The organism is Flavobacterium sp. GSP27 (assembly GCF_003970395.1).
GTDB lineage: Bacteria > Bacteroidota > Bacteroidia > Flavobacteriales > Flavobacteriaceae > Flavobacterium.
Genome location: NZ_RYDP01000002.1, coordinates 160,918 through 172,620, shown reverse-complemented (window position 1 = coordinate 172,620; position 11,703 = coordinate 160,918). Strand labels below are relative to the sequence as shown.

Genomic DNA, 11,703 nt, shown 5'->3' with positions numbered 1-11,703 from the left:
AATCGTGTATTCGGTTAATCGATTAAACAGTTAAACGATTAAACAAAGAATATGAATCAACCACTAGCATATGTTCATCCCGGCGCTAAAATCGCCAAGAATGTTGTCATTGAACCGTTTACAACCATCCATAATAATGTAGTTATTGGGGATGGCACTTGGATAGGATCTAACGTTACCATAATGGAAGGCGCAAGAATAGGAAAAAATTGTAATATATTCCCTGGTGCAGTAATTTCAGCAGTTCCACAGGATTTAAAATTTGGCGGAGAAGATTCTTTAGCAATTATTGGAGATAATTGTACCATAAGAGAATGTGTGACCATCAATAGGGGAACAATAGCCTCCGGACAGACTACCTTAGGTAATAATTGTTTGGTAATGGCAACGGCGCATATTGCCCACGATTGTCACATAGGTGATAATGCTATTATTGTAAACGGAGTCGCTCTGGCTGGTCATGTAACCGTTGGTAAATATGCCGTTATTGGAGGATTGGCTGCCATTCATCAATTTATCCATATTGGAGATCATGCCATGATTTCTGGTGGATCCTTAGTAAGAAAAGATGTTCCCCCGTTTACCAAAGCCGCAAAAGAACCTTTGTCGTATGTAGGTATTAATTCTGTGGGATTAAGAAGACGTGGTTTTACAACAGAAAAAATCAGAGAAATTCAAGATATTTACAGAATTCTGTACCAAAAAAATTATAATACCACGCAAGCTTTGGGTATTATTGAAGCTGAAATGGAGGCCACGCCGGAAAGAGATGAAATCATTGATTTTATTCGAAACTCCTCAAGAGGTGTAATGAAAGGCTATTCAGGAAATTATTAAGAATCAACAAATCAACAAATAAAAATAAAAATGGCATCTACATCAGACATTAAAAACGGATTGTGTATTAAATACAACAACGATATCTACAAAATAATTGAATTTCTTCATGTAAAACCAGGAAAAGGACCAGCTTTCGTTAGAACTAAATTAAGAAGTTTAACAAACGGAAAAGTATTGGATAACACTTTTTCTGCGGGTCATAAAATTGAGGAAGTTCGAGTTGAAAATCATAAATTTCAATATTTGTATCCGGAAGGTGATGAATTCCATTTTATGAATACAGAAACCTTTGAGCAAATTTCCTTGAATAAAAATATTTTGGATTCCCCAGGATTATTAAAAGAAGGCGAAAATGTAATGGTAAGTATCAATACAGAGACTGATTTACCTCTTTCTGTAGATATGCCGGCATCTGTAATTCTTGAAGTGACTTATGCGGAACCAGGTATCAAAGGAAATACTGCTACAAATGCAACAAAATCAGCAACTGTTGAAACAGGAGCCACTGTAAATGTACCTTTGTTTATCAATGAAGGAGATAAAATTAAAATAGATACTGCATCAGGTTCTTATATGGAACGTGTAAAGGAGTAGTTTTTATAGGTTTTCAGTATCAGTAGATAATTCGAGTTGTAAAGAATTAAAACTGGTACTGAAAACTGAGACTAAAGAAATGAAAAAATGAAATTCCAAAAAGTATATACTTTAGAAGAAATTGCAACTATCATCGACTGTGAATATGTTGGTGATGCTAATTTTCCTGTTTTGGGAATGAATGAAATTCATGTTGTCGAATCTGGTGATATTGTTTTTGTAGATCATCCTAAGTATTATGATAAAGCGTTAAACTCAGCGGCAACTATAGTTTTAATCAATAAAAATGTAGCTTGTCCTGATGGAAAAGCATTACTTATTTCTAATGATCCGTTTAGGGATTTCAACACATTAACAAAACACTTTAAACCTTTTCAGTATTCAAATGTTTCAATAGCTGCTTCAGCTTCAATAGGTGAAGGAACTGTAATACAGCCCAATACATTTATTGGAAATCATGTTGTCATTGGAGAAAATTGTGTGATACATTCTAATGTTTCTATTTATGATTATACCGTAATTGGTGATAATGTAATCATTCACGCAGGAACAATTTTGGGTGCCGATGCTTTTTATTATAAAAAACGTCCCGAAGGATACGATCAATTACTTTCCGGTGGAAGAGTGGTTATCAAAGACAATGTGGGAATTGGAGCGCTTTGTACAATTGACAAAGGTGTTACTGGCGATACTATTATTGGTGAAGGCACAAAAATTGACAATCAGGTGCATGTAGGTCATGACACCGTGATTGGGAAAAAATGTTTAATTGCTTCACAAACCGGAATTGCCGGATGCGTTATTATAGAAGATGAAGTTACAATATGGGGACAAGTAGGAACTACCAGCGGAATCACAATAGGAGCAAAGGCTGTTATTCTAGGACAAACCGGAGTTACAAAATCAGTAGAAGGAGGTAAATCCTATTTTGGAACGCCAATTGAGGAATCAAGAGAAAAATTGAAGCAACTGGCCAATATTAAAAAGATACCAGAAATTCTTACTAAACTAAAATAATATGTCTGCAAAAGAAATCGTTCAACAATTTTATAAATCAGATGCTTTAATCGACAGCGAAGTCATCAAAGATTATTTGCACCCGGAAGTAATAGTAGAATGGAATAGCAGCAAAGGATTCATTCAGTTGGATTATAATTCTTTATTAAATTTATCTAATGATTTAAGCAAAGCGTATGTTCGTTCTAAAGTTCGAATAAGCCATATTATTGGTGAAAATAATTTAATTTCCGTGCGCTATTCTCATTTTGTCAAAACAATTGAAAATCCTAGAGAAGAGATGTTATTAGCACATTTTATAGCTATTTGGGAAATAAAAGACAATAAATTATACAGAGGGTATCAAATGAGTCAATTATCCTAATTTAGTGTCAAAAAACTGAACACTGAACACTGATTACTGCTTACTATTTTATACTTTTGCATAACAATTTTAAAAACTACATAAAAAATATATCATGAGTGTTTTAGTTAATAAAGATTCCAAAATAATTGTTCAAGGTTTTACAGGAAGTGAAGGAACTTTCCATGCTTCTCAAATGATTGAGTACGGTACTAACGTTGTTGGTGGCGTAACTCCAGGAAAAGGAGGAACAACTCACTTAGACAGACCCGTTTTCAATACTGTAAAAGATGCTGTAGAACAAGCAGGAGCTGATACAACTATCATTTTTGTTCCACCGGCTTTTGCTGCTGATGCAATAATGGAAGCTGCAGATGCAGGTATAAAAGTAATTATTGCAATTACTGAAGGAATACCTGTGGCTGACATGATAAAAGCAAATAGTTACGTAAAAGAAAGAAATGCTCGTCTAATAGGACCTAACTGCCCAGGAATAATTACTCCGGGTGAAGCTAAAGTTGGTATTATGCCAGGTTTCGTTTTCAAAAAAGGAACTGTTGGTATTGTTTCTAAATCGGGAACATTAACCTATGAGGCAGCGGATCAAGTAGTTAAACAAGGATTAGGAATCACTACCGCTATTGGTATTGGTGGAGACCCAATCATTGGAACTACAACAAAAGAAGCTGTTGAATTATTAATGAACGATCCAGAAACAGAATGTATTGTAATGATAGGTGAAATTGGCGGGCAATTAGAAGCGGATGCAGCTCACTGGATCAAAGCTGATGGTAACCGTAAACCAGTTGTAGGATTCATTGCAGGAGTTACCGCTCCAGTAGGACGCACAATGGGACATGCAGGTGCAATCGTAGGTGGATCTGACGATACTGCTGAAGCAAAAAAGCAAATCATGCGAGAATGTGGTATTCACGTAGTAGATTCTCCAGCGGAAATTGGTAAAAAAGTAAAAGAAGTTTTAGGTTAATCTAAACTCTAATTAAATATTTTAAAAGCCTCACATTTTGTGGGGCTTTTTTATTATAAATTCAATTAAAGAAATATCTTTGCACTTTATTAAATAAATCTGTTTTTCAGATGTAATCCTAATAAAAGTAAACATAAACGAATGGTTTCTAATGGACTTCACGATTTTGTGGGGTATTTTTTTGCTAAAGCCAATTCAAATTAAAATAAAAAAAATGTATAAAGAGTTAAAAAAATTCAAAGTTACCAATCAGTTTTCATTCACTACAGAAGATAGTTTAGCCGAAGTTTGTAATGCTTCAGAAGGATCTGGAATATTTTTAGTATATGCCGTAGCAGAAGAGAAAGAGTTGATTATGGTGGGTTCTACCGGAACTGTCCAAAATAACGGAACTTTGAAAATTAAAAACGGTGGTCTAAAAGAAAAAATTGTTGAAGGACACCAATTTGCTAAAACAGGAAGAAAATATTCTTGGCCAGCGCAAATGAAAATTGAAGAGATCAGCACGCTAGAAGTGGTTTGGTATGAGACATTCAACGATAAAACTAAAGTGATTCCAACATTCGTAGAAGGACAAGTTTTACAAAACTTTCTAGACGAAAATGGAAGATTACCAAAATGGAATGTAGCTTTTTAATACAATCCGTTTTTTTAAATAATTTAAAAGCTCCTATTTGGGGCTTTTTTTATTTAAATGGTGTCGACCATTTTGTATCTACATATACATTAGTTCCTGATAATGTTTGAATAAAAGCGACAAGAGCATTAACTTCGGGAGCAGTAAGATTTAATTTTTGCCCAAAACCATTTGGCGCTAATCTTGGATCCAAATTTGTATTTCCGGGAGCTAAATTGATACTTCCATAATGCCCAATAACATTTTGTAGTGTTGTTAAATTTCCCGTATGCATAAATAAACCATTAGAACTTCCGTTTGGTTTTACCAGATCTCTCAATGAAGGTGCTCTTGTGTTTGTGATGTCAATTCCCGTGGCGTTTAAAATACCTATAATACCATTGTTTTTTGTATTGGGATCAATGTCAAATTCAGGTGCGGCATGGCAAACTGCACATCCTACTCCTCCAGAAGTTCTGTTTCCGGTTGCGTCAAAAACCGGAGGCGCCAGGAACAAATTTTTACCTTGATTTTCTTGTGTCGTAAAGTTGGTGAAGGGTTGGCCGTCGTTTGCAACTAATACCCTTCCAGCATCATATTTAGAATCAAAGGATTGGATACTTCTAATAAATTGCGCCAAAGCCAGCTGAATCTTGCTTTCAGTAATGATTTCAGAGCCATACGTATATTTAAACAATTCTTTGTAATACCCAATGTTTTGCAATTTTGAAATTAGTACTGTCAAGTTTGCATCACCTAAGGTTCCGCTAAAACCCATTTCAATGTGATTTTGAATAGGTTGTGTCGTTTGTAACTCTAATGTGGCTGCCCGTTCGTCCCAAAAAAACTTGTTTTCTCTTGAAAATCTAGAATTCACCAATCTCATAGAATGTCTGGTGGTCTTTCCGTTTATTCCGTCGCTGGCAATAGCCACATCTCCAAAAGCATTTGCTTGAATGTGGCAGGAAGAACAGGAAATTGTGTTATTTGAGGATAAGTTTTTATCATAAAATAGAACCCGACCTAATGTAGCTCCTTTGTCAGTTACTTGATTTCCTGCAGTGTTATCTTTAGTTATGTAAGAAGGGATAATTTGGTTAGCATAATTACTCAAATTATTTAAATCAATTTTACCAGGAAAAGTAGCAGTCACATTGGGATAGGAATCGGCAATCACAGTTGTTTCATTGCTTTCATTTTTGCTACAAGCTGTAAAAACGAGTAATCCTACAAAAAATAATAAGGAAGAGATCTTGTTCATATCAATTGGTTAAGTTAAAAAATGAAGTCGTTGATTCTATTTGGGTTTCTTGTATTTTAGATTGTTTTTTTACTTTTTTTTATAATTAGAGTCAATTTCAAATCTAGTAATTTTATTATGATTACATCTAAATATTTTGAAGCTTTAATCATGTCAAACAGTTTTACTTAGTTTTAGGACAATTTTTTTTATAAAAGGTTTAATTGAAGATGTATTTTTTTTTCAACCCACAATTATTGCTATATTTGACATGTGTAAATTAGCCCTGATAGAAGTGGAAATCCTTTTTCTTGTCAGTTCGATTTCGTTTGAAAAGCGAGGAGGAGAACAAGAGAAAAAGATTGAAACGGATAGCAGGAATAGCTTCAAATAAATATTAAATTAATTTTAGAACATGAAATTACTAGAAGGAAAGGTTGTTATAATTACTGGCGCAAGCCGTGGAATTGGTAAAGGAATTGCAGAAGTTTTTGCTAAAAATGGGGCAAATGTTGCTTTTACGTATAGTTCATCTGTTGAATCAGCTTTGGCTCTTGAAAATGAATTGAACGCTTTAGGGATTAAAGCCAAAGGATATCAATCAAATGCAGCCGATTTTAATGAAGCACAAACTCTTGTAGACGCGGTTTTAGCTGAATTCGGAACTGTTGATATTCTGATAAATAACGCTGGAATTACTAAAGACAACCTATTGATGCGAATGTCTGAAGGCGATTTTGATCAAGTTATTGATGTTAACTTGAAATCGGTTTTTAATATGACTAAAGCCATTCAACGTACTTTCTTGAAACAACGTTCAGGTTCAATTATCAATATGAGTTCAGTAGTAGGAGTGAAAGGAAATGCAGGACAAACGAATTATGCGGCTTCTAAAGCGGGAGTTATTGGTTTTTCTAAATCTGTAGCATTGGAATTAGGATCTCGTAACATTCGTTGTAATGTAATTGCTCCGGGATTTATAGAAACGGAAATGACCGCTAAGTTAAATGAAGATGTTGTAAAAGGATGGAGAGATGGAATTCCTTTGAAACGTGGCGGAACTACTGAAGATGTTGCTAATGCGTGTCTTTTCTTTGCTTCGGATATGAGTGCGTATGTAACGGGACAGGTTATGAATGTTTGCGGAGGAATGCTTACCTAAAATTTAATTATAAGATTGTAAAACTCAAAGATTTAAAGATTTTTGAACTACGTAATTAATTTTTAATCATTAAATTCTTCAATCTTTTAATAAAGAATAAATGACAACAAACACGCTACTATTATTACTGCTTTCGTTACTAATAGCTGGTGGTTTGTCATTTTTTCAATATATTTACAAAGCCAAAAACAAATCGAAAGTCGGTTGGTTTTTGGCTTTTTTGCGTTTTTTATCCATTTTTGGAATTTTAATGTTGTTGATTAATCCAATACTAACCAAAAATACCTTCGAAACGGTAAAAACACCCTTACCGATTGTTGTTGATAATTCCAGTTCTATTTCTTTTTTGAATGCCAATGAAAAAGCATTAGAATTGTATAAAAGAATACAATTAAACTCAGATTTGAAAGATAAATTCGATGTGCAAACGTATCAGTTTTCAGATGATTTTGAACCTACGGAAATTTTTAATTTTAAGGGAACTCAAACCAATATCGATGTTGTTGCCAAAAATCTAAAAAGCATTTATAAAAACACAGTATATCCAACAGTTTTAATCACAGATGGAAACCAAACTTCAGGGAATGATTACGTCTATAGTTTTGACCCCTTAAATAAAGTTTATCCGGTAATATTAGGCGACACAACAAAATTATTTGACTTAAAAATCAATCAACTGAACGTTAATAAATATGCTTTTCATAAGAATAAATTTCCTGTAGAAGTTTTTTTGCAGTATTCAGGAACCAAAAGTGTAACAGCTGATTTTGTTATTTCACAAGGGAATTCGGTATTCAGTACACAATCCATTACCTTATCACCATCCAAGAAGACAGCAACTGTACCCGTACTTTTGCCGGCTGACAAAATAGGATTACAGGTTTTTAAAGTTACGATTTCATCAAAAGAAAAAGAAAAAAACACATATAACAACACCAAGAATTTTGCAGTTGAAGTTATTGATCAAAAAACAAATATTGCCATAATTTCAGCTATAAATCATCCCGATTTAGGGGCTATGAAAAGAGCTATTGAATCGAATGTACAGCGTAAAGTAATAATTGTTAAACCAAATGAAATCAAAACATTACAAGATTATAATGTTTTGATTTTATACCAACCAACGATTGAATTTAAAACTATTTTTGAAAGTAATAAAGTTGCCGGAATTAATACATTTATTATTACTGGAAACAACACCGATTTCAATTTTTTGAATCAGCAACAGGAGAATTTGAGCTTTAAAATGAGTGGACAAAAAGAAGAGTATTTGTCGGTTTTTAATAAACAGTTTAATTTGTTTGCTGCGGACAATATTGGGTTTGAAGATTTACCGCCTTTGCAAAACGCTTTTGGAACCGTAACTACAAAAGGAGTTGTGTCAGTTTTGCTTTCATCTAAAATCAGAACAATAGATACGAATGCGCCTTTACTGGTTTTTGCAGAAAATCAAGGCAGGCGAGCCACTTATCTTTTGGGTGAAAATAGTTGGAAATGGCGCTTGCAAACACATGTAAATAATCAATCTTTTGAAAAATATGACGTTTTCATGGATAAGATTATTCAATTTCTGGCTTCTAATAATTCTAAAAAATCATTGGTTGTTGAACATGAAAGTTTTTATAATTCCGGTGAAGCCATTGAAATAACGGCACAGTATTTCAATAAAAATTATGAGTTTGATGAAAAAGCCCGTTTGACTATAACGGTAAAAAATACCGAAACCAAGCAAACGAAAAATTACGATTTATTAAAAGGGAATAATTCCTATAAAGTCAATCTTGACGGATTGAAAGCCGGTTCTCATACTTTTACGGTAAAAGAATTAAATTCTAAAACGACGTATTCCAGTAGTTTTGAAATTCTTGATTTTGATATTGAAAAACAATTTGTTAATCCCGACGTGGAGAAATTGACGCAATTAGCTGGGCAAACACAAGGAAAAGCGTATTTTTCAGATCAAGTAGACGTATTGATTAAAACGCTTTTAGAAAATGAGGAATACAAGACGATACAAAAGAGTAGTGTTACCAAAACTCCTTTGATAAATTGGATGTGGTTATTGGTTTTAATTTCAATTTTACTGACAACCGAATGGTTTGTTCGAAAACACAACGGATTACTTTAATAAAATACAATTAAACAACATGGATTTTAGACTGAAAGTATTTTATACTGTTGCCAATCGTTTGAGTTTTACAAAAGCGGCAACCGAATTGTTTATTACGCAACCTGCTATTTCCAAACACATTCAGGAATTAGAAGAGGACTATAAAATCAAACTGTTTGACAGAAATGGTTCTAAAATAGCATTGACAATTGCTGGTGAGGTATTATTGAAACACACCAAAAACATTTTTGAAGTATACCGCGAAATTAATTTTGACATGAGTACACTGATTAATCAACGTTCCGGATTGTTGCAATTAGGAGCCAGTACTACAATTTCTCAGTATATAATTCCGCCACTTTTAGCTCGTTTCCATCAAAAATTGCAAGATGTAAAAGTAAGTTTACTCAACGGAAACACGGAACAAATAGAAAACGCTCTATTAAAAAAAGAAATTGAAATAGGAATTGTTGAAGGGCAATCCAAAAATAAATCTATTAAATATACCGAGTTTTTGAAAGACGAATTGGTTTTGGTCTGTAAGAGTTCCAATCCGTTAGTAAGTCGTGATGAAGTGACTCAGGATGATCTTAAAAAGATGCGTTTTTTAATGCGAGAACAAGGTTCAGGAACACTTGAAGTTATTGAACATGCGTTGAAACCATTTAAAATTAAAGTATCCGAACTACAAATTGAAATGCAATTGGGAAGTACAGAAAGTATAAAATCCTATTTAATGCACTCGGATTGTGTGGCTTTTATATCGATTCATGCCATAAAAAAAGAACTTCAAAACAATGAATTGGCTATATTAGATATTGAAGACCTGATTATAGAACGATACTTTTATATTATTACGCTTCAAGGAAAAACAGATTCATTATCCGATTTGTTTATTCAGAATATTTCCAATCATTATAATTTAAAGTTATAGCAGATTATAATTTTCGATTGGCATAAATAGTTTTATCGTTCCACCTTTGTACTGTACTAATTCAACAACTTTACATTGGAAACGAATCAAAAAGCAATTCAGAAGGAATCTTTTATTTTTTTTAAAGTAAATGCCACATTGCAGCAACTCATTTTCGTTGCATTGCTTTTGTTTTGCACCACAATTTTTATTTCTCCACCAATTGCTTTGGTACTAGGATTGATTGTTGCCAACCTTTTTGGACATCCTTTTTTAGAATTGAATCATAAAGCCACTAATTATCTGTTGCAGTTTTCGGTAGTTGGTTTAGCATTTGGAATGAATGTTCACAGTGCGGTATCTGCAGGAAAAGAGGGTTTTTATTTTACAATTGTTTCTATTGTAAGCACTTTAGTTTTAGGAACTTTCCTTGGAAAATGGTTTAAAACGGATACAAAAACATCACATTTAATTTCTTGTGGCACTGCAATTTGCGGAGGAAGTGCAATCGCTGCTATTGCTCCCGTAATCCAATCGAATGAAAAACAAACCTCAGTTGCTTTGGGAGTGATATTTATTCTGAATTCGGTAGCGCTGTTTTTATTTCCTGCAGTAGGTCATTGGCTGGATTTATCGCAAAAAGAGTTTGGATTATGGTGCGCTATTGCTATTCATGATACGAGTTCTGTAGTAGGAGCAGCGAGTAAATTTGGTCCTGAAGCCATGCAAATAGCCACAACAGTAAAATTAGCCCGTGCGTTGTGGATTATTCCTGTAGCATTGATTACCGCATTTATTTTCAAAAATAAATCTGGAAAAATAAAAATTCCTTATTTTATAGGATTGTTTATTTTGGCAATGATTGCCAATACCTATCTGCCAGAAATGAAGAGTGCAGGACCACATTTAGTTTCAGTTGCCAAAATAGGCCTGACGGTAACTTTGTTTTTAATTGGTGCCGGATTAAATAGGAATGTAGTGAAATCAGTGGGATTAAAACCGCTTGTGCAGGGAGTTTTGCTTTGGACATTCATTGCAGTTTCGACTTTAATTTTAATTATTTATTTAAAATAGTTTTATGACGGAAGGTTTTTCGTTTGATCACATGAAATTGTAATCTGATATAATCATACAAAAGCGCAAACAATAAAAAGGTTGCGGCAACAAAAAGTGTTTTCATTTCTAGTAAATTATACAAAAAACCACCTAGAATACAGCCCATGAAAAAGAAGATAATAATCGATAATCGGAGATAAATACTTGTTTTAAGTTTTTTATTTTCTTCGGGTTTTTTATAAAAAAACAATTGTGACAGTTCGATTCCCAAATCAGTAAAAAGCCCCGTTAAATGGGTTGTTCTAACTGTAGACTGAGAGATTTTTGTTACCAAAGAGTTTTGTATTCCCATGGCAAAAAGCATCGAAAAAGCAATCCACTTTCCTTCAATGCTGGATAATTCAGACGCTAGTCCAAAAATACCAATTCCAATCAAAACAATCATTTCCAGTGAAATAGGAATGACGTGGGATAAATCAGGATGTTTTTTAGAAATTAATTCTGCTAAAAAATTAGAGGTAAAAGCGCCCAACAAGAAGAAAATAGTAAATACAAAAAAGGTAATGGCTGCTATATAATTCTGTTTCATTATTTCTTCGGCAAAATAGGCAAAATGTCCCGTAACATTTGTGGTCAATGTGTGTACGGATAAAACTCCAGTAACATTTACAATTCCGGCAACAAAAGATAGTAAAGTGGCTAAACGCAGGTTATGAATAAAAGTTCTGTTTTTTCCTTGATGTCGAAACATAGTTGTAGTTTTCTTGTTTTAATTAACAGAATCTTAAACCCAATTTTTTCTAATAACGATTTAAAGAAATACA

The 11,703-nt window shown here is 33.5% G+C and carries 12 protein-coding genes; 10 read left to right on the top strand and 2 right to left on the bottom strand.

Annotation, left to right across the window (positions count from 1 at the left end; genetic code table 11):
• Positions 1-51 precede the first annotated feature (51 nt).
• The 6 genes from lpxA (at position 52) to EKM05_RS02705 (ending at position 4,419) form a co-directional block, all read left to right on the top strand.
• On the top strand, positions 52-837 hold the full coding sequence (gene lpxA, locus EKM05_RS02730; protein ID WP_126451549.1) for an acyl-ACP--UDP-N-acetylglucosamine O-acyltransferase: 786 nt from the start codon (positions 52-54) through the stop codon (positions 835-837).
• A 30-nt stretch (positions 838-867) separates the two neighbouring features.
• Positions 868-1,434 carry an elongation factor P gene (gene efp / locus EKM05_RS02725; RefSeq protein ID WP_126459482.1) on the top strand — a complete coding sequence of 189 codons (567 nt, stop codon included), beginning with the start codon at positions 868-870 and terminating at the stop codon, positions 1,432-1,434.
• Positions 1,435-1,521: 87 nt separating this feature from the next.
• Positions 1,522-2,451 carry a UDP-3-O-(3-hydroxymyristoyl)glucosamine N-acyltransferase gene (locus EKM05_RS02720; protein WP_126459485.1) on the top strand — a complete coding sequence of 310 codons (930 nt, stop codon included), beginning with the start codon at positions 1,522-1,524 and terminating at the stop codon, positions 2,449-2,451.
• A gap of 1 nt (position 2,452) precedes the next feature.
• Positions 2,453-2,815, top strand: a complete 363-nt coding sequence (locus EKM05_RS02715; protein WP_126451552.1) for a nuclear transport factor 2 family protein — start codon at positions 2,453-2,455, stop codon at positions 2,813-2,815.
• A 94-nt stretch (positions 2,816-2,909) separates the two neighbouring features.
• Entirely contained in the window at positions 2,910-3,782 is an 873-nt protein-coding gene (sucD, locus tag EKM05_RS02710) for a succinate--CoA ligase subunit alpha (protein ID WP_126451553.1), read from the top strand.
• A gap of 214 nt (positions 3,783-3,996) precedes the next feature.
• Positions 3,997-4,419 (top strand): hypothetical protein, encoded by a 423-nt coding sequence (locus EKM05_RS02705; RefSeq protein ID WP_126459488.1) that lies wholly within the window; start codon positions 3,997-3,999, stop codon positions 4,417-4,419.
• Between the two features lie 49 nt (positions 4,420-4,468).
• On the opposite strand, the gene EKM05_RS02700 is transcribed toward EKM05_RS02705, so the two are convergent.
• On the bottom strand, positions 4,469-5,659 hold the full coding sequence (locus EKM05_RS02700) for a cytochrome-c peroxidase (RefSeq protein ID WP_126553336.1): 1,191 nt from the start codon (positions 5,657-5,659) through the stop codon (positions 4,469-4,471).
• 394 nt (positions 5,660-6,053) lie between these two features.
• Here EKM05_RS02700 and fabG point away from each other — a divergent pair, with 394 nt between their 5' ends.
• The 4 genes from fabG to EKM05_RS02680 all read left to right on the top strand — a co-directional run bounded on the left by fabG (position 6,054) and on the right by EKM05_RS02680 (position 10,897).
• On the top strand, positions 6,054-6,800 hold the full coding sequence (fabG, locus tag EKM05_RS02695) for a 3-oxoacyl-[acyl-carrier-protein] reductase (RefSeq protein ID WP_126459494.1): 747 nt from the start codon (positions 6,054-6,056) through the stop codon (positions 6,798-6,800).
• Positions 6,801-6,900: 100 nt separating this feature from the next.
• Positions 6,901-8,928 carry a hypothetical protein gene (locus EKM05_RS02690; protein ID WP_126553334.1) on the top strand — a complete coding sequence of 676 codons (2,028 nt, stop codon included), beginning with the start codon at positions 6,901-6,903 and terminating at the stop codon, positions 8,926-8,928.
• Positions 8,929-8,947: 19 nt separating this feature from the next.
• Positions 8,948-9,844, top strand: a complete 897-nt coding sequence (locus tag EKM05_RS02685) for a LysR family transcriptional regulator (protein WP_126553332.1) — start codon at positions 8,948-8,950, stop codon at positions 9,842-9,844.
• A gap of 75 nt (positions 9,845-9,919) precedes the next feature.
• A complete protein-coding gene (locus tag EKM05_RS02680; protein WP_126553330.1) occupies positions 9,920-10,897 on the top strand; it encodes a YeiH family protein in 978 nt (325 codons plus the stop codon).
• On the opposite strand, the gene EKM05_RS02675 is transcribed toward EKM05_RS02680, so the two are convergent.
• Positions 10,881-11,630 carry a YoaK family protein gene (locus tag EKM05_RS02675; protein ID WP_126553328.1) on the bottom strand — a complete coding sequence of 250 codons (750 nt, stop codon included), beginning with the start codon at positions 11,628-11,630 and terminating at the stop codon, positions 10,881-10,883. The genes EKM05_RS02680 and EKM05_RS02675 overlap by 17 nt on opposite strands.
• Positions 11,631-11,703 lie beyond the last annotated feature (73 nt).

Coding starts and splice junctions, on each gene's coding strand:
- fabG (WP_126459494.1), top strand. CDS start 6,054: ATGAAATTACTAGAAGGAAAGGTTGTTATAATTACTGGCGCAAGCCGT.
- efp (WP_126459482.1), top strand. CDS start 868: ATGGCATCTACATCAGACATTAAAAACGGATTGTGTATTAAATACAAC.
- EKM05_RS02700 (WP_126553336.1), bottom strand. CDS start 5,659: ATGAACAAGATCTCTTCCTTATTATTTTTTGTAGGATTACTCGTTTTT.
- EKM05_RS02705 (WP_126459488.1), top strand. CDS start 3,997: ATGTATAAAGAGTTAAAAAAATTCAAAGTTACCAATCAGTTTTCATTC.
- EKM05_RS02685 (WP_126553332.1), top strand. CDS start 8,948: ATGGATTTTAGACTGAAAGTATTTTATACTGTTGCCAATCGTTTGAGT.
- EKM05_RS02675 (WP_126553328.1), bottom strand. CDS start 11,630: ATGTTTCGACATCAAGGAAAAAACAGAACTTTTATTCATAACCTGCGT.
- lpxA (WP_126451549.1), top strand. CDS start 52: ATGAATCAACCACTAGCATATGTTCATCCCGGCGCTAAAATCGCCAAG.
- EKM05_RS02690 (WP_126553334.1), top strand. CDS start 6,901: ATGACAACAAACACGCTACTATTATTACTGCTTTCGTTACTAATAGCT.
- EKM05_RS02720 (WP_126459485.1), top strand. CDS start 1,522: ATGAAATTCCAAAAAGTATATACTTTAGAAGAAATTGCAACTATCATC.
- sucD (WP_126451553.1), top strand. CDS start 2,910: ATGAGTGTTTTAGTTAATAAAGATTCCAAAATAATTGTTCAAGGTTTT.
- EKM05_RS02715 (WP_126451552.1), top strand. CDS start 2,453: ATGTCTGCAAAAGAAATCGTTCAACAATTTTATAAATCAGATGCTTTA.